Genomic DNA, 16511 nt, shown 5'->3' on the forward strand with positions numbered 1-16511 from the left:
GACCCCGAAAGGCGCTTGGCCGAGTGGCCAGGCTGCCGAAAGGGGGCCGCAGCAAAAGATTGACGGGGTCGCCTTCGGGCGGCCCCGTTTCGTTTTGGTGCAAACGACTTCCGGTTAAGAATTCTCCTATTACAAAATGCTTGGTTCTGAAATCTCACTTCCTATGCGCTGACAAAATCTCCGGAAAGCTGCTCACTGGCAAATTCAGCCTTACGTTTCCAACACATTACAGCGTCAAACTGAAAGCTGTTTTCAGGCGACCTGATTGCTATGATCGGCGCTTAATGACACCTCTTGCAGGAGAGCCCAATTGGAGCAAGACGAGCAGACAATTGTCGAACAGGAAGTCGAAAAACTAGCGACGACCGTCACCGATCACTTGATCAATGTTTACAATTGGTTACGCGACAACATTCTGACATTGGAATCTCTCTATCAGTTGGGTGTTATTGCGGCTTCGTTTTTCCTGGCACTGCTACTGCGCCGCAGGTTCGAAAAGATTCTGCAGGAACTTGGCAAACAACGGACACTTGGACCTGCTGTCCAGCGCCTTGTGCGCACTGTAGCAGCTATCTCGTTGCCGGTGGTCTGGGTCCTGTTGCTTGCCTTAGCCAGAGTGACATTTGAAGGGCTGGGCCTCCCAATTCAGTTCCTGCGGCTGGTGATCAGTCTCCTATTGGCCTTTGTTGTAATCCGGACGGTATCGATATTCATACCCTCGGCATATTGGAGTCAGGTTTTTTCATGGCTGGCCTGGACTGCAGCCGCCCTGAATGCTGTTGGGCTACTCGACATTGTCATCGAATGGTTACGTGACACCGGCTTTTCGCTCGGTCCGGTGACTGTAACTGGCTGGGCCATCTTCAAAGGCATACTGCTCATCGCCATTTTAATCTGGTGTGCCAACGCGCTCACATTTGCAATTGAGCGTCGCCTCCAGACGGTCGATGGGATGAGCTCGGCGCTGCGGTTGCTCGTCACTCGACTTTTGAGAATGGTGTTGCTGGTACTGGCGGTCGTCATCGCCCTTCACGCGATCGGAATAGATCTTACCGCATTTGCGATTTTTTCAGGCGCAGTGGGTATTGGTGTTGGCCTTGGCCTGCGTAGCACGTTCGAGAACCTTTTAGCGAGTTACACCCTGCTGGCCGATGAGTCCGTGAAACCCGGTGATGTGATCGAGGTGGAAATCTCCGGCAGCCCGACCTATGGGCAAGTCCAGAAAATGACGACCCGGTACGTATCCGTCCGAACGCGCGATGGCATAGAGACGCTCATTCCCAACCAAGTTCTGATAGCCAGCCCACTCACAAACTGGTCACACACGGACAAACCATTGCGTCGACGTATTCCTGTTGGTGTTTCTTACGAAGCGGATTTGGAACTGGCCCGTAGTTTGTGTGTTGAAGCGGGCAAAGAAGTGCACCGCGTTTTGACCAACCCACCTCCCGTTTGCCTCATGAGAGGTTTTGGTGAAAGTTCCATCGATCTGGAACTTCGGATCTGGATCGACGATCCCGAAAGTGGCGTCGCCAATGTGGAAAGCGAGGTCATGCTGCGGGTATGGAGCAAATTTAAATCCAACGGTATCGAAGTTCCCTATCCCCAACGCGATCTTCGAATGCGCACGGATGTGGCTATTGGTACGCCTGCATTTGATACAAATCCGACGGCAACGGAAAACACTCAGATCAGTGACAAGGTTGCTGATTGAAACGGAGCGAAAAACGACAACTTGCCGGAACCGCACAGCTTCACGGGCCGGAAAACTTCTAACTGCGCGCTTGTTTTTTTAGCGGTGGGCACATCCAATCGTCTGGTTTGTAAAGCGTCAGGATCAGTTGACTGAGCTCAGGTTCATCAACTCGCCGAGCTGCACGTTTTGGGGAAAACCAGCGTCGTCTGCGTTCGTGTTTCTCGTCCCAGTGTTTGTGGAGTTTTCGAACAAACATAGGGTAGAGCGTGACGAGACAATCGACGGTTGTTCCGTCGTCCAGAAGCTTCTGATAACCATAGGTTCCAAGCGGCGTCTTGGAGATAACACCGATGGCACCAGCTTCTTCCCGCGCCTCGATTTTCGCCGTTGACCAGGGCTTTTTTCTTTTGATCAACCAGCCCTTAGGTGGAACCCAGCGTCCAGTGTCTCTAGATGTCACCAAAAGAACTTTGGGCTTTGAGTGTTTAGACAGCCGAAAGGGAAGCGCCGCAGCCTGCGCAAATTGCTTACCGTTCGTTTGGGCGGCCGTTCTGGCTTTGTTCATTTTCGCAATTGCCTTTACGCCTCAAACGACAGTTCGACCTTGTGTATTGCGCGCTTTGTCGCGCAACACTTTCAGTTCCAATTCGTCTTCCTCATGAATCCGTGCCAGTATCTCTTTGCTGCTCACTACGGAATATGGCTCGCCGCGTTGGGTGACGACCAAGTTTCGGAAGTCGTGTTTCGCCATCAGATTGAGAGCAGTTGAAAGCTTCGAGCCAGTTGCGCATGTGATTGGTTTCTCTGTCATCCAGTCATCCACAGTTTGCTCGTAAAAGGAGGACCCTGAATCCGCGAGGCACAGCAGAACGTCGTGGTCCGTGATGATCCCGACCAACTTCTCATCCTTGAGGACCGCAAGCGCATTCACCTCCAAAAGTGCAATTGTCACCGCTGCTTCGAACACGGTTGTGTCAGCGTCGCAGAACGGGCGTCTTTTCAGATTCTGTGTTTCGACAATGCTTGAGATCGTCATTCTTTATTCCTCGTGAGAAGGCACCCGACCGAACTGATGGTTCGGGTGCGGGAAAACGTCAAACCAGAAGTGGCATCATTGCGGTTGCAAGGCTCAACACGAGGAAGAACCCCGCCATGTCGGTAATAGTCGTCAGCAAAGGGCCGCTGGCGACCGCTGGGTCCTGACCGATGCGCTTCAACAGCAAAGGCAGGACACCGCCGATTGACACAGCTATGATTGTGTTGAGCCCAAGCGCACCACCAATCACCAGCCCCAGAAACGGGTTGCCTTTCCAGAGCCAGGCGACGACGCCAATTAGAAGCCCCAGAACAAACCCGTTGATCACCCCGACTGACACTTCTTTGATCCAGACCCGCATGGCATCAATCGGTCGGACAAGACCGAGGGACAACTCGCGCATGCTGACGGCGACGGCCTGATTGCCCGAACAGCCGCTCATGTCCGACACCATCGGCAGGAACACAGCCAGCGCGATTACCGCGGCAAGCGTTTCTTCATAAGCGGCTATGACACTGGCTGCTATGACGTTGAGGACTATATTGGCCGAAAGCCATTGAAGTCGTCGCCGCGCCCGAAGTGGCAGCGGCATCGACCGAAGTTCATCGCCGAAGACACCCTGACGTTTCAGGCTGGCCGATTCTGCACGTTCCAGCAGGGCTTCATCCACCGCGGAGCGAGAGATAACGCCAACCAGGTGCCCGTCCGCTTCGATAACGGGCAACCCCAGGAACGGATGTACATCGAAGAGGTCCTCCAAATCCTCCAGCCGCAGGGTCGCCGGGACGGTGATTGGAGGCACCATAATGTCGGTGAGTCGGGCGCTACGTCGGGTGGACAAAAGACCGCGCAGCGAGACCACACCGATCGGAGCGCCATTTGCATCCAGAACATATGGGTGCTGGCCCCGGTAGCGTTCGAGATCGAATTCCTCGTCGGCAAACCGCCTGAGCACTTTTCCCACCGTGTCGGTTTCGGAAAAGGTGAAGGCTTCGGCAACCATGAGGCCACCCGCCACGTCGTCCTCATACTCCACCAATCGGCGAACGTCCGCAGCACCTTCCGGGTCCATCTGAGCGAGGATCGCCTCGGCGTCTGCGTCTTCAAGCTCACCGATGACATCGGCCTGAACATCTGAATCCAGCTCTTCGATGACCTCTGCGGCCTGCTCCGTCACCATGTGTTCGACCAGATCGACCGCAAGTGCATTCGGCGCTTCTTCAACGAGGTCGGCGGCAATTTCCGGTGGTAGCAACGACAGCGCGATGCTTCGCTGTTCGATTGGCAGATTCAGCAATTCGCGCAGCGCTTCGCTCAGGGGCAATGGTTCAATCAGGTTTGCAAGCGCAGACCCATCACGCTCTAACAAGGCCTGCTGCAGCTGCGCTTCCATTCCCCGAGGCAAAGTGTCTGTGTCGCTCATGATTGATTCAAAGTTGGAGTTTATGGCCAATACAGGCGGTATAGCAGATTTTTTTTGGCTATAGACAATAATTTTTCACCAGTATAGGCAATAATCATGCACGCAACACATTGGATATCTTCGACGGCCGGGCATTTGGCGGCGCTGTATGACCGCGAGTTCGGCGGCAAGGCAAGCGGCCGGTACCGCATTCCCGACAAGCTGGTACGCCGCATCGCCGGGCGCAAGCGTTTGTATGAAGAGGACGTCCGCGCACTGTCGGTTGCACTTTTTGAACTTGGGTACGTGTTAATCGACATGGACACGTTTTATGTCGTGATGAGCGCCAATTCGTTTGTGAACTACAGACGTGCCAATGATGACTGCATAGAGTAGATGCTATGGTGAAGCGTGTCTCACACCCAGAAATCATAGGTTGGCGTGAACGCATCAGCCTGCCCGACTTCGGAATAGAGAATATCCCGGCCAAGATAGACACCGGTGCAAGAACCGCAGCACTACACGCTGTGGACCAGACGCTGTTTGAAATTGACGGCGAGCGATGGGTCGAGTTCATGATACCAGTCCAAAACCGCCGTTCACCAAACCGGGTTCGAACCAGAGTTGTCGACGAACGCGAGATCAAGAACACAGGGGGTGTCCCAGAACGTCGACTGATCGTTAGAACGCAGCTTTTGCTTGGACGGCATCGTTGGCAAATCGACGTTTCTTTGGCCAACCGTGCGAAGATGGAATTTGATCTGATCCTCGGCCGCACCGCCATTCGCAGGCGGGGGATTCTGGTCGATCCGGGTCACTCCTATCTGCTGGGTTGCGGAAAAGCTCCAACAGGGATCAAAAAGAAAGCCAGACGCAAGGACCCGGAGGGACAACGTCAATGAAATTTGTCATGCTGGCTCGAAATCCAGAGCTTTACTCCCACCGGCGTCTGAAAGAAGCCGCCGAGCAGCGCGGTCACGAGCTTGATATCGTGAACACGTTGCGCTGCTATATGAACATCGCTTCACGCCGACCCGAAGTCTACTATGATGGCAAAAAGCTCGGGCGGTATGACGCGGTGATCCCCCGGATCGGAGCGTCGGTCACTTTCTATGGATTGGCCGTGCTGCGACAGTTCGAAATCATGGGGGTCTTTCCGCTCAACGAGTCAGTCGCGATTGGCAGATCGCGCGACAAGCTGCGTTCCATGCAACTCATGGCGCGGGACGGCATTGGCCTGCCGGTCACCACCTTCGCTCATGATCCGAAGCAAACCGGCGAAGTTCTCAAACTCGCGGGCGACGCTCCGCTGGTGGTCAAGCTGCTGGAGGGAACACAGGGCATCGGGGTGGTTCTTGCCGATTCAAACCGGTCGGCAAAATCTGTGGTCGAGGCCTTTCGCGGCGCGAAAGTTAACATCATGGTGCAGGAATTCATCAAGGAAGCGGGCGGTGCGGATATTCGTGCGCTCGTGGTGGGTGGGCGCGTGATTGCAGCCATGCAGCGCAAAGGAGCCGAAGGCGAGTTTCGATCCAACCTGCATCGGGGTGGAAGTGCCCAACCTATCAAGATCGCACCCGAGGAACGCTCTACCGCCGTGCGCGCAGCCAAGACGATGGGGCTGAATGTCTGCGGCGTAGATATGCTGCGCGCCAATCATGGGGCAGTTGTCATGGAGGTGAACTCCTCACCCGGACTTGAAGGGGTGGAAAAGGCAACTGGTATTGATGTTGCAGGCAAGATCATCGAGTTTCTGGAAAAGAACGCCGCCAAGGGAAACACCAAGACTAAAGGGCGCGGATAATACCCATGCGCGAGCCATTTGAAATCGGCGGTTTCACCGTCCCAGCAGGCACGCGGGCTACGCTGGATCTGCCGGTGAGCGTGATGTCCGATCATACGCCGGTCAGCATGTCAGTGCATGTGGTTCACGGCCGCCGCCCGGGGCCAGTCCTGTTTGTTAGCGCGGCAATTCATGGCGATGAGGTGATTGGCGTCGAAATCGCGCGGCGATTGCTACGGGCACCTCAACTCGACAAGATCGCGGGCACGTTGCTCGTGGTGCCAATAGTGAACGCGTTCGGCTTCATGACCCAATCGAGATACCTTCCGGACAGGCGTGACCTGAACCGGTCTTTTCCTGGTAGCGAGGGCGGATCATTGGCGGGCCGCCTCGCACATATCTTCATGACCGAAATTGTTGAGCGTTCCGATCTCGGTATCGATCTTCATTCTGCCGCTATTCACCGCACCAACCTGCCTCAAATTCGAGTTTCCCCGGCCTCGGATGCGACGATCAGATATGCCGATGCATTCGGTGCACCGGTCGTCATGGTTTCCAAGTTGCGCGACGGGTCCTTGCGAAAGGCGGCGCAGGATCGTGGCGTCGATGTGTTGCTTTTTGAAGGCGGCGAAGGGCTGCGTTTTGACGAGCTTTCGGCGCGGGCGGGTCTCGCAGGTATTCTTCGGGTCATGAACGCGATGGGCATGGTTGCCAAGCGCGGGATCGCCGCTGTGCGTGAAGCACCCGTTCACGCAAGAACGAGTTCCTGGGTACGCGCTCCGGCCGGTGGATTACTAAGAACATTCAAAGCAGCGGGCGAATATGTCGAAGTCGGTGACTTGCTTGGCCGGATTTCGGACCCGTTTGGTGAAATCAGGGTGGATGTGCTTGGAGAAACAGACGGCATCATCGTAGGCCGTACAAATTTGCCATTTGTACACGAGGGCGACGCCTTGTTTCATATCGCCAAAACGACGAGCGCGGATGTTGAAATGCGGGTCGACATGATCGCCAATCAGCTCGACGGAGATCCAATGTTCGATGAAGACGAGATCATTTAGATAGTCTGAATGTGAAAACGCGGGGCAGTTGCCCGCCCCGCGCCAGTTTACGAGACCGCTCGCAATCCGCGGCTCGCCATTACCTCCCATACGGCGAGCGCGATCAGCGCCGATCCCGTTAGCCATGCATTGGCCGTTGCCACAATGTGGCCGGTGAAGTTCAGCGCTGTCGGTGCGACGATTAACGAAGCCCCCAGTGCCGATACCGGAGCCACCCGTGCGAGAAGGTGGCTCCGGCCGTCAGCGCCGGACATGACCAGAACACCAATGCCAATTGCCATGAAGGCGAGTGCTTCAAGTTCAGCCATGCCCTGCAACAGTGTTTCCTCACGAAACAGGACAAAGGGGGACAAAACCAACCAAATACCCATCGCGGCAAGCAGCCATCTGTGGGGCGGGATTGGCTTCCTCATAACCGTGACAACCTTTGCTTACTGATCCCCTGTGGGGCCAGGGAGAAGTTCTGCGTCAACGGCGGCAACCAATTCGTCGTCATTGATGAAACCGTCGGCATTTGCGTCGATCTCCAGGAAGAGATCATCCGAGACTTCAGGATACTTGGTCTGAAGCTCTGCCAGCGACGCCAGGCCATCACCGTCCATGTCAAGATCAGCGGGCATGGCGAATGCCGGAACAGCAAACAGCGAAGAGAGAAGAGCAACAATAGAAACTCGACTCATTTTGTTTTCTCCATGAGAAAATGGGCATCTTGCCCATTGTGGGGTTGGCGTAGCGCTCCGGTGTTGGTGGCAAATCCACAGAATTCAGATTGCAACGGTTCCTCAGCTCGGGATCTCCACTACAAAATGAGAACTGTTGATTAGCGTTCCGATCTGATGGGGGCACTTTCGCGCTACGTGGGGAATATGGCACAAATGTATCTTGTTGAATAACGAATTTTTCTCGCGAATAATATCGAATATTCGAATAGGTGGCATATGGACATTGAGCTTGCTCGAACTTTCCTCGCGGTGGTTGAAACCGGCACCTTCTTCGACGCTGCAAACAAAGTCCATGTCACGCAATCAACAGTGAGCATGCGGATTCGAACACTTGAACAGCAACTTGGCCAGTCTGTATTCGAACGTGGAAAGTCCGGCGCGACTCTGACACCTGCAGGGCGGCATTTCCTCAAACATGCCCAGGTGCTGGTGCGCACCTGGACACAGGCAAAGCTGGACGCTGGTCTCCCCGCCTCCATGGCCGCAGCGTTGGAAATCGGCGCGGCGCCAAGCCTCTGGGACGGGTATCTCATTAACGCCTTACCTGAGTTGATGGAAGCGCTGCCAGACGTCGCCATCAGAGCCTCGGCGGCCTCCTCCGAAACGATGGCTCGCGAGATCGAGGAGGGCAGCCTCGACCTTGCCGTCATGTACCGACCGCGGAACGCTTCGGGCATGTCCGCATTTCAACTCTTTGAGGATGAGTTTGTTCTTGTCTCTAGCGGCCCGGACGCGGAACCCGACGCTCTGGGTGACGCTTACATTCTGATAGACTGGGGTCCGGAGTTCCGAGCCGACCATTTGCTGAACTTTCCGGAGCTTGACGCACCGCGCCTCCAGCTGGGCATCGGAACCTTGGGCCTTCAGTTTCTGAAATCTGTCCCTGCAGCTGGCTATTTCCCCAGACGCGTGATCGAAACCGAGCTTCGGGACGGATGGCTTAAGTTGATCGAGGATGCACCCCGTTTTGCTTATGCCGCATATGCGGTCTTCGATGAAAGCGAGGCAGACGAGTTGCCAGGCCAAGCCGCGTTACTGCTTCGTGACGCGGCGCGTTCGCTTGGGCTTACATCGCGAGGTCGGTAGATCAAATATGAGTCGTCTTTCGACATACAACGCCGACGTTTGACTTAGAATTAACCGATCACATGAAGCCACTCAATTTCCGTGGCAATTCCACTAGTGATTTAGGTCTTTCGTGTCTCAGAATTTGATTTGACTTCCGTGCGGGTACTTAACTCCTCTCCAGTCACAATGCCTTCGTTGGCTTCAGAAAGCAGCGTGGACTCTTCTTCACCAGCTGCTAGGGCAGCTGTTTCTGGCGTAACCACACGTGCAGGAGCGCTGACACGAAATGCCGTTTTTTCACTTTCCGGGACGGCAGATTTGGACAGGATTCGCCAAATGGTGAACGCAATCATTAGGCAATGCGCAACGACCGTCGTCAGGAAAAGACCCTGTGGGCCCATCCCGGCCATGGCCACACCAGCAATCAGTGGGCCGGCAATGGAACCTAACCCATACACCATCAGCAGCCCCCCGGAAACTTGGATAGAGGTACCAGGCGGAGCATGATCATTTGCATGCGCGACGATGATCGGGTACATGGCAAAAATTGCTGCACCAAACGCACCAGCCAGGATTAAGTTCACAAAGCGGGACTCAGGAGCCAAAAGAACAAAGGTCAGGTCGGCGGACAGGGCAACAGCCGCTGTGAACAGCAAAACCTTACGTCGATCCATTCGGTCGCTGACAAATCCAATCGGCACTTGCGCAAGGGCACCAGCCAGCACCGGAATGCTTGCAAACAGTGCAATCGCCGTCAGTGACAACCCAACGCGATCTGCATAGACCGCAGCCAGAGTTCCGAATGCCGCGTTTGAAATGCCAACCAAAAAAACTGCTGCAACAGCTACCGGCGAGTTACGCCAAAGGGCCGGAAGATCAAGCCGCACCGATGTCAGCGGCGCGGGCGTAGCGGAGGTCGACAGCGCCGTTGGGATTAACGCAAGACAATAGACCATCGCGCCGATGGCAAAAAACAGAAACCCTGCCGCGTCGCCCAGTGAAATCACCATCTGCCCAGCGGTAACCGCGCCCAGATTCACCATTGTGTAAACGCCAAAGACGGTCCCGCGTGTTGCGGGTTCAACTCTGTCATTCAACCATGACTCAACGATCATGGCCGCTCCGGCAAAGCAAAACCCAGACACCGCGCGGGACGGGATCCACGCCCAAGTTTCAACGGCAATGGACTGAAACAGGATTGTCACCGCAGCCAGAGCGCACATCACGCCAAACGTACGAATATGCCCAACCGCTCCCACAAGTCTTGGCGCGATCAAGCACCCCGCGACATACCCGATCGCCCAGCCCGTCCCCAAAAGCCCCAATGCGCTGGCCGAAAACCCCTCCATTGATCCCCGTACCGGCAAAATTAGGCCGTGGACACCGCCCGCGAACAGGAGAAGCCCTGATCCAAGTAGCAAAGCTGAAATGGGAAATAACTGTCGGATCATGCTTCACAGACTAATGACATTCGAACGGAAAGTTAATTCGCGCTTCGTATAGGGGCAGATAACACAAACCCACAATACCCCGTCATAAGCTGGTAAGTTCGCGCTAGGGTCTTTCGCTCCCGTGGCCGCCGACCTGTGGAAGAAAGGCCACGATATTTTGTCCTTTCTTTGCTAGGCGGACCATACGAACCTCAATGGCCCGACTCAGGTAGCGGAACCCACGACGGAACAAGCGCTTGAAACTGTCTCACTCGATGAGGGCAAGTAGCTCGATTGGATGAGCAACACCGCGTATTTCGTGCGATCTGCAGCCGACGAATGGGCCAGGAGATCGCGGGAGCAAGGGGCTCTGCGTTTTCGTCAGTCCGATTTGGTCCAGCCCAGCGATGACCGCATCGAATGCAGATCACTTTTCCGCATCTTCGCTGCAATAGAGATCGTACAGAACCTCCACAATCGCCAACACTCGTTCGTCCGCAATCCTGTAATAGGTGCTTTTCCCGTCGCGCCTTGCCCCAACCAAACCAAAGAGGCGCAGACGTGAAAGCTGCTGGGACGCTGCTGCCTGCCGCATGGAGAAGGTGGTTTCGATTTCGCTTACGGATTTCTCACCGCCAAGAAGCAGGCACAAGATCTGCAGACGGCCGTCATGCGCCATGGCCTTTAAGAAGTCGGTCGCCTCAAGAGCGTTTTTGCTGAGATCGGGTTTCAAGTGCGCTCCCATAAGAACGATAGATACTGATATCACAATCTCTGGCGCCTGTCCGCACTTCGTGATGTGTGTGATCGACATCGTTTTAAAGAAGAATTAGCAGCAAGCTGTACTTCGACTGGATTGTCTGGACAGTTGGCAGTCTGAACTGAGTCAACACCTGGCCCATCTTCTTGGTCAGACCGCACGATAGATCTTTGCCGATGCAAGTGCTGTTTTTCGACGACTTCCTTTGATCCCTGTTCAATGTTCCACAATAGTCTGTCACATTTCTTGCCATTCGGATCAAAGTGTCTGACCGGTAAATTGCGACGGATGTCTTCAACTACGTCGAACTCAGGTTCTCGTGACACATCAGTCAGGTAGGCCAACCCGTTCAAGATCTGCGACAAACTTGTCGAGGTCAGACGTCCCGACATTTTCGAATGCCAATCTCATTCGGGCCTTTGTCATCCAGGGGCGGATAGAACTGCCTTGTTCGATAATCCGCCGGGCCTCATCTTCACCCGATCTTCGTGTCAGAATTGCCGCCAAAATATAGTGGCCGAATGGTTCAACCGACCTGCCTTCCATAGCTGCCCTTGCGCATGCTTCAGCCTGGTCCAACTCATCTTCCAGAATGTAGAGACAAAAAGCTTTGGCGAGTAATTTAACCTTGTAATACGGCCCGGCTGTACCAAATCGCATCGCTGTCTCGATGCTCTGAAGAGCAAGTTTGAGCTGACCGTTTGCAAGCCGCACGATCCCCAGTACCAATTGCGCGTTAGCCGAACTCGGGTTGAGCTTGACCGAAAGCTCGGCCTCGGCATTTGCGGCGTCGTATTTCTTTAGTACCGAGTAGATCCTCGCAAGACTGGCGTGTGCGAAACTGCTTTGATCATCTAGGGCCACTGCGCGTTCAGCATGGCGCAAGGCGCGCTCCTTGGTTGCTTTTCGGTCCTCCACCTGAAGAAAGAGAAGTTTCCGCAAAAGCGTGTTCACCATAACTGCATGCGCTAGTGAGTAGTCTGGTGTTAAATCTATTGTTCGGGACAGTATGTTGCCTGCTGTCTCGGTATCTTCGCTCGTGAACTTGTACAGATGCCAAAGCGCTTTCTGCACCCGATCCCAAACACTGACCTCACCTCGTTTCAGCCGCGCTTGTTCGCGCATGTCAAATCTCAATTCCCAATCAATATGTCCGACGACCGCCGAAGCGATTTCCTGCTGTAACGAAAACACATCCTCGATATTCCGGACCAGCCGATCAGCCCACAGATCATGCCCGGTGGACGTGTCCACCAAATGCGCATTGATGCGAACACGTTCGTCGTCATAAAGTACGCTGCCTTCAACCAGGTAGTCCGCTCCGGCGCGCTGCGCGACCTCCTCCCCTGTGAGGGCCGATTGTGCGAGGAATTTCGTGGAAGTCGGAGAGACCACCGCCAGCCAATCCACTTTGGCCAACTCGGTAATGAGTTCCTGGTTGATACCCGATACGAATGTGTCAACGCCACTTTGCGAATTTAGATTTTCGAGAGGCAACACCGCGATCACCGGTTTCTGCGGAGCCGGAAGTTGGGTCATCATACGGCGGCGCAACCGATCTTTCTCCAGTGGCGGTTCTGTCCTGGGTGAAGTGGCATCGGGATCGGCAGGAGCATCCGACTTGGGGTGTTCGGAGGCGTCAAACCCAAAAACTGGTCCATTTTTGGGCCAGTCGACGTTGTTGAGCGTGAAATAGTCCTTGAGGTTGTGGGCTGCGTACAGAAAAGCGTGGCTTCGCAAACTAAGGTCAATACTCTTTTGCGCGAAGTTCAGCCCAGCGGCCACTCGGGCCAATAGGTATTGACTCTCCATAAAGCTCAGGCGATTGCTCTCGTGCCGTTCGACCCAATTCATGGCCTCGGTTCTCAGGGTTCTGACAAATTCGGCAATACCAACGTCATCTTGCCAAAGCCCCATCGTGTGGTGTTTTGGATGAAACAATCCTAGATCATCAAGAATGGCGTCCCACTGCGCAGGTGGGCAATTTCCGCGCCGCGCCAAAAGGTACGCCAGCTCGAAATACGCGTGATCATAAAACAGGAACTGCTTGTCCTGATACATAGCGAGGTCAATCAGGTAATAGTCTGGTTCGCTTTGCTGGTGCGAACGCACCAAAACGTTTTGGCCGTGAAGGTCGCCATGCAGACGACCTTCCGCAGCACGAATATTCAATCGACCTGGGCGATCACGGTTATGCGCGAATGCCAGCGGGTTTGGGTACCAGTGCCCCTCATAAGAAAAGCAGGGTTCCAGGGGATCTTGATTGCATGACTTGGACAAAAATTCGTGCAGACGCCCCTCTTTCGGATCCAATCGGTATCCGAGCCAACTAGAAAGCAGATCCTGTGGCGCGTGCATTCCCTGCGCGATCTGGTAATCCGCATTCCAGTCTTCAAACAGGCTTCTTGCAAGCCTTTGAAGCACATCCAGTGCCAGTTCGTACCCGCAAGCGTTCCAAGGAAGGGAATACTCCAATCCTCTGGCAACTACCGTTGAGAGAATAGCAATTTTGCCTCCGTGCTCCACCGATCCAACAATGCGGGCAAGATGCTTCGACGCGAACTCCGGGGCCGCTTCGAATGCTTCACGATGCAGTTGGACCTCGGTTTTTTCGTCCCACTGTGGATCCGGGCACTTGTCCAGCTTGAGTATAGCCTGCCCGTTAAAGACATCACTCGAAATATCAACAATATATACAAGAGCACCTGACTTGCCCGCGCTTAACTGTCGGTGAAAATAAATCTCACCCGAAATTTTCCAACGAGAACTTACCAGAGGCAAAAGTTCGCTGTACTCTTCTGGCCATTTGAGGTCATTGGTAACAGTCATTAATCACACTTTGCAAAATAGCTTCCCATCCAGTCTGATGCAGAATACAGACCGGGGTGGCTACAATAATACACCATCCCAAAATTGCGCCAAGCCGCAGTGATGCCGGGTAGTCAGCCCCAACACCTGCCAATTCGTCCGGTACTCCCTTTACGCCGGTCGACGGCTTCGTGAGCGTCGTTGATTGGGGTAGAGGTGTGAAGCACAGGTTTAAGCGATGGAAAACTGGTTTGTCAGACTGATTGTCGTCTGTGGTGGATTGCGCAGTAGAGCGAGGTACTTCAATTCCAAACGCGCCACCCAAATCGATGCCGATCCCCTGGTCTTTGGCAATACCTGCATCAATGGGGCGGGTGGTCGGCATGGCTTGGTCGAAGGTGCAACCGCGTTGCAATCAGAACTCCACCGATAATCAGCACACCACCAACGCCTTGATAGAGTTGAAGGTGCATGCCCCTTAGAGTCACGGCTTCGATCGCAACGAATATTGGCACAAGATATGCAAACAAGGAAGCCGTCGACGCGCCAACTTCGCTTGTGCCAAAATTTAGCAAGTGAAGGTAAATGGCACCCATTCCAACTCCAATGAACAGGATTGAGCCCCAGACCTGCCAAGAATAGGCGAATAGCCGAGGTGTACCTGCTTCAAAAAACAAAACAATCGGTAGCAAAACCGCGATGCCAATGACGAAAATCACGAACAAGCCTTCATCGGGCTTGGGTTTCATATTCCATTTCTTGAGAAGCACTAAGTAAAGCCCACGGCAGGCATTGGAGGCAATCATCAGCAGGAAGGCAAGATGCGGATTGAAATTTACGAGATTTTCCAAATCACCGCGAAATGCAAAAATTAGCGCTCCTACGAGTGCAATTGCGACACCCAGATATTGGACTGGTTGTAGTCGTTCGTTAAGCAGAAGCGTAGAAAACAAGATCGTCAGTAAAGGTACACTGGTGTATCCGGCACCAAGATCTATCAGGTCATTGGATCGGAGTGCTGAATAGACAAACCAGGGCGTAGCCACCACTCCTACGCAGGCAAGGACTGTGATACGGAGCCAACTGCCCTTGAAATGCTGGAACGGGTTGCCCCGTCCCCTCAAAACAAGTGGCAATACAAATACTGCTGCAATCAAGCAACGCCAAAAAGTCAGTACAACCGGATGAACCTCATTGACCGCCAAATTTCCGAACAAAAAGTTCCCGGCACTGATCAGCATTGCAAGCAACAAAGCCCCGTAGGCCAGCGCAGGTTTATTCACCTTCATGATTGCATCAGAGCATGGCTGGCATTTCAAACAAAGCGTCAATTGATGTGGCGCTTATGCAGACAAATCGGAAGTAAAGCTGTATTTGTAAGTAAGGGACATCTCTTAGGAGAGTAGTTTTTTACGATGAACATTGTTCAGCGAACGGATTGGGCCTCAGACGAAGGCTGGAACGGAAAACTCGAAGGGCAAAACGCTGCTACAGGCATTTCGTTTCTTTTCAATGAATTGAAAGAAGCCGGCAAAGGACCGCCATTGCACAAGCACCCATATGATGAAGTTTATCTGGTGCGTCAGGGGCAAGCCCGGGTTACTGTTGGAGACGAAGAGGCAATTGTGAACGAAGGCGATATTTTGGTAATTCCAGCTAATACCCCGCATAAGGTTTTGACCTCAGGAACAGGGCCCTTTGAGATTATTAGCGTCCATGTGTCTGCCAAGTTTACGATGGATATCCTTGAATGAGTCCATCCCTTTCCCAAAGTGTTGACTGAAGGGCTCGGAGGCGTCGTCGGAGCGAACGCAGCGTTTTGAGCCATGTGCATCGCACACAGATGCGGACGGCCCTGAACTGCCGTTCACCGACACATGTCGCCGCTGCGGTGCGGCCCGTAGAACCGGGCATTCGCTGCAGGCGCAAATTCTCAGGACGCACGGACTCACAGTCAGCGGACAAAGCTGACTCTGCAGGTCTGGCTACGAGTTCCTTTCCTAGCAATAAATTTCGTAGGCTCTATCATGCTGGCGTTGCCCCACTGTCGAAGGAAACAACATGTTACGTTCAATGCTAATCCCCGCAGTTCTCATTGCACCTCATTGCCTGGCTGCTGCAGAGAAAGTGTCGGGAACGAACTTCTATGTCGTCAACCAAGAGCAAATTCCCGCGGGCAAGGACGTGTTCTGGAAAGAGGACAACTATGGGACTTATACCGTTGACGAGGGACCAATCGATCCTGGTTTTGTCCGGTGCGTGGGCTCGGGTTTTGGCGGACCCAGCGGTGTCAGCGGCGGTGGCGTCTGTGTTTATGGTGAAGAAGAGGACACGTTCACCATGAGATGGGAGGTTGTTTCCTTCGGCGTCAACAACTGGCGGATCGTTTCCTCTACCGGCAAATATTCGGGGATGGCTGGAAGTGGGACGACCAAAACACGTGTGGCGTCAAAATTCCTGGCGCTACCGCACCGTATTTCTGACTGGGAAGGCGAGGTTGACTTGCCCGATAAGGATTGAAACTCGAACTGAAAAGGTCGGGGATGATGGTGATTTGAAAGGTTGGCAAAGCCCGCATTGGGCTCTCGCCGGACCTACACCGCCAGACGTTTGGGAGGACGTAGCGCAGCGCTTTTCGACAGTTTGTCAAAGCTCCGCATTTGGAGCACTGGTGATAGTTTGATGTCTCAACTGCTTTCACCATCTTTGTGGCAGACAACCTCGAGCTTAATGCCGTGTGGGTCG

18 protein-coding genes are annotated in these 16511 nt (G+C 54.0%); 8 read left to right on the forward strand and 10 right to left on the reverse strand.

What is annotated here, in order from left to right:
* Positions 1–310: 310 nt before the first annotated feature.
* Complete coding sequence (locus ACR0K1_RS24770; protein ID WP_480852210.1) at positions 311–1714, forward strand: mechanosensitive ion channel family protein; 1404 nt, start codon at positions 311–313, stop codon at positions 1712–1714.
* Between the two features lie 58 nt (positions 1715–1772).
* Here ACR0K1_RS24770 and ACR0K1_RS24775 read toward each other — a convergent pair whose 3' ends face one another.
* The 3 genes from ACR0K1_RS24775 to ACR0K1_RS24785 are packed head-to-tail and all read right to left on the reverse strand — an operon-like array spanning position 1773 to position 4155.
* A complete protein-coding gene (locus ACR0K1_RS24775) occupies positions 1773–2261 on the reverse strand; it encodes an NUDIX hydrolase (protein ID WP_480852211.1) in 489 nt (162 codons plus the stop codon).
* Positions 2262–2282: 21 nt separating this feature from the next.
* Positions 2283–2732: a CBS domain-containing protein gene (locus ACR0K1_RS24780; protein WP_480852212.1), complete on the reverse strand. Its 450-nt coding sequence runs from the start codon at positions 2730–2732 to the stop codon at positions 2283–2285.
* A gap of 58 nt (positions 2733–2790) precedes the next feature.
* On the reverse strand, positions 2791–4155 hold the full coding sequence (locus ACR0K1_RS24785; protein ID WP_480852213.1) for a magnesium transporter: 1365 nt from the start codon (positions 4153–4155) through the stop codon (positions 2791–2793).
* 96 nt (positions 4156–4251) lie between these two features.
* Here ACR0K1_RS24785 and ACR0K1_RS24790 point away from each other — a divergent pair, with 96 nt between their 5' ends.
* From ACR0K1_RS24790 to ACR0K1_RS24805, 4 genes are read left to right on the forward strand one after another with little or no spacing between them, the layout of a single operon-like run.
* The gene (locus tag ACR0K1_RS24790) at positions 4252–4530 is read left to right on the forward strand and encodes a hypothetical protein (protein WP_480852214.1); all 279 of its coding nucleotides are present in this window, start codon (positions 4252–4254) and stop codon (positions 4528–4530) included.
* Between the two features lie 5 nt (positions 4531–4535).
* Positions 4536–5036: an ATP-dependent zinc protease family protein gene (locus ACR0K1_RS24795; protein WP_480852215.1), complete on the forward strand. Its 501-nt coding sequence runs from the start codon at positions 4536–4538 to the stop codon at positions 5034–5036.
* Positions 5033–5938, forward strand: a complete 906-nt coding sequence (rimK, locus tag ACR0K1_RS24800) for a 30S ribosomal protein S6--L-glutamate ligase (protein ID WP_480852216.1) — start codon at positions 5033–5035, stop codon at positions 5936–5938. Before ACR0K1_RS24795 ends, rimK begins: the two co-directional genes overlap by 4 nt.
* Positions 5938–6978, forward strand: coding sequence for a succinylglutamate desuccinylase/aspartoacylase family protein (locus ACR0K1_RS24805; protein ID WP_480852224.1), 1041 nt, complete (start codon positions 5938–5940; stop codon positions 6976–6978). The genes rimK and ACR0K1_RS24805 overlap by 1 nt, the downstream gene beginning before the upstream one ends.
* A 47-nt stretch (positions 6979–7025) precedes the next feature.
* Here the strand turns inward: ACR0K1_RS24805 and ACR0K1_RS24810 are convergent, their stop codons facing one another.
* Both ACR0K1_RS24810 and ACR0K1_RS24815 read right to left on the reverse strand, forming a co-directional pair.
* Positions 7026–7286 (reverse strand): hypothetical protein, encoded by a 261-nt coding sequence (locus ACR0K1_RS24810; protein WP_480852217.1) that lies wholly within the window; start codon positions 7284–7286, stop codon positions 7026–7028.
* 123 nt (positions 7287–7409) lie between these two features.
* Entirely contained in the window at positions 7410–7658 is a 249-nt protein-coding gene (locus ACR0K1_RS24815; RefSeq protein WP_170332111.1) for an EF-hand domain-containing protein, read from the reverse strand.
* 258 nt (positions 7659–7916) lie between these two features.
* Here ACR0K1_RS24815 and ACR0K1_RS24820 point away from each other — a divergent pair, with 258 nt between their 5' ends.
* A complete protein-coding gene (locus ACR0K1_RS24820) occupies positions 7917–8786 on the forward strand; it encodes a LysR family transcriptional regulator (protein ID WP_480852218.1) in 870 nt (289 codons plus the stop codon).
* 101 nt (positions 8787–8887) lie between these two features.
* Here the strand turns inward: ACR0K1_RS24820 and ACR0K1_RS24825 are convergent, their stop codons facing one another.
* The 5 genes from ACR0K1_RS24825 to ACR0K1_RS24845 form a co-directional block, all read right to left on the reverse strand.
* Positions 8888–10219 (reverse strand): MFS transporter, encoded by a 1332-nt coding sequence (locus tag ACR0K1_RS24825; protein WP_480852219.1) that lies wholly within the window; start codon positions 10217–10219, stop codon positions 8888–8890.
* 406 nt (positions 10220–10625) lie between these two features.
* The gene (locus tag ACR0K1_RS24830) at positions 10626–10931 is read right to left on the reverse strand and encodes an ArsR/SmtB family transcription factor (protein WP_480852220.1); all 306 of its coding nucleotides are present in this window, start codon (positions 10929–10931) and stop codon (positions 10626–10628) included.
* Between the two features lie 354 nt (positions 10932–11285).
* Positions 11286–13787, reverse strand: coding sequence for a hypothetical protein (locus tag ACR0K1_RS24835; RefSeq protein ID WP_480852221.1), 2502 nt, complete (start codon positions 13785–13787; stop codon positions 11286–11288).
* Positions 13771–14151, reverse strand: coding sequence for a hypothetical protein (locus ACR0K1_RS24840; protein ID WP_480617655.1), 381 nt, complete (start codon positions 14149–14151; stop codon positions 13771–13773). The genes ACR0K1_RS24835 and ACR0K1_RS24840 overlap by 17 nt, the downstream gene beginning before the upstream one ends.
* Entirely contained in the window at positions 14129–15055 is a 927-nt protein-coding gene (locus ACR0K1_RS24845; RefSeq protein ID WP_480617654.1) for a DMT family transporter, read from the reverse strand. The genes ACR0K1_RS24840 and ACR0K1_RS24845 overlap by 23 nt, the downstream gene beginning before the upstream one ends.
* A gap of 126 nt (positions 15056–15181) precedes the next feature.
* Between ACR0K1_RS24845 and ACR0K1_RS24850 the strand changes: the two genes are divergently transcribed.
* Both ACR0K1_RS24850 and ACR0K1_RS24855 read left to right on the forward strand, forming a co-directional pair.
* The gene (locus ACR0K1_RS24850; protein WP_480852222.1) at positions 15182–15520 is read left to right on the forward strand and encodes a cupin domain-containing protein; all 339 of its coding nucleotides are present in this window, start codon (positions 15182–15184) and stop codon (positions 15518–15520) included.
* Positions 15521–15827: 307 nt separating this feature from the next.
* Positions 15828–16286 (forward strand): hypothetical protein, encoded by a 459-nt coding sequence (locus ACR0K1_RS24855; RefSeq protein ID WP_480852223.1) that lies wholly within the window; start codon positions 15828–15830, stop codon positions 16284–16286.
* Positions 16287–16511: the final 225 nt, after the last annotated feature.

The sequence above is a fragment of the Ruegeria sp. F5 genome (genome assembly GCF_056533845.1).

Excerpts from the sequence above, each read along its gene's own strand:
- ACR0K1_RS24775 (WP_480852211.1), bottom strand. The coding sequence starts at position 2,261 with ATGAACAAAGCCAGAACGGCCGCCCAAACGAACGGTAAGCAATTTGCG.
- ACR0K1_RS24855 (WP_480852223.1), top strand. The coding sequence starts at position 15,828 with ATGTTACGTTCAATGCTAATCCCCGCAGTTCTCATTGCACCTCATTGC.
- ACR0K1_RS24780 (WP_480852212.1), bottom strand. The coding sequence starts at position 2,732 with ATGACGATCTCAAGCATTGTCGAAACACAGAATCTGAAAAGACGCCCG.
- ACR0K1_RS24815 (WP_170332111.1), bottom strand. The coding sequence starts at position 7,658 with ATGAGTCGAGTTTCTATTGTTGCTCTTCTCTCTTCGCTGTTTGCTGTT.
- ACR0K1_RS24850 (WP_480852222.1), top strand. The coding sequence starts at position 15,182 with ATGAACATTGTTCAGCGAACGGATTGGGCCTCAGACGAAGGCTGGAAC.
- ACR0K1_RS24810 (WP_480852217.1), bottom strand. The coding sequence starts at position 7,286 with ATGGCTGAACTTGAAGCACTCGCCTTCATGGCAATTGGCATTGGTGTT.
- ACR0K1_RS24820 (WP_480852218.1), top strand. The coding sequence starts at position 7,917 with ATGGACATTGAGCTTGCTCGAACTTTCCTCGCGGTGGTTGAAACCGGC.
- ACR0K1_RS24795 (WP_480852215.1), top strand. The coding sequence starts at position 4,536 with ATGGTGAAGCGTGTCTCACACCCAGAAATCATAGGTTGGCGTGAACGC.
- ACR0K1_RS24840 (WP_480617655.1), bottom strand. The coding sequence starts at position 14,151 with ATGCCGACCACCCGCCCCATTGATGCAGGTATTGCCAAAGACCAGGGG.
- ACR0K1_RS24835 (WP_480852221.1), bottom strand. The coding sequence starts at position 13,787 with ATGACTGTTACCAATGACCTCAAATGGCCAGAAGAGTACAGCGAACTT.
- ACR0K1_RS24790 (WP_480852214.1), top strand. The coding sequence starts at position 4,252 with ATGCACGCAACACATTGGATATCTTCGACGGCCGGGCATTTGGCGGCG.
- rimK (WP_480852216.1), top strand. The coding sequence starts at position 5,033 with ATGAAATTTGTCATGCTGGCTCGAAATCCAGAGCTTTACTCCCACCGG.
- ACR0K1_RS24845 (WP_480617654.1), bottom strand. The coding sequence starts at position 15,055 with ATGAAGGTGAATAAACCTGCGCTGGCCTACGGGGCTTTGTTGCTTGCA.
- ACR0K1_RS24785 (WP_480852213.1), bottom strand. The coding sequence starts at position 4,155 with ATGAGCGACACAGACACTTTGCCTCGGGGAATGGAAGCGCAGCTGCAG.
- ACR0K1_RS24825 (WP_480852219.1), bottom strand. The coding sequence starts at position 10,219 with ATGATCCGACAGTTATTTCCCATTTCAGCTTTGCTACTTGGATCAGGG.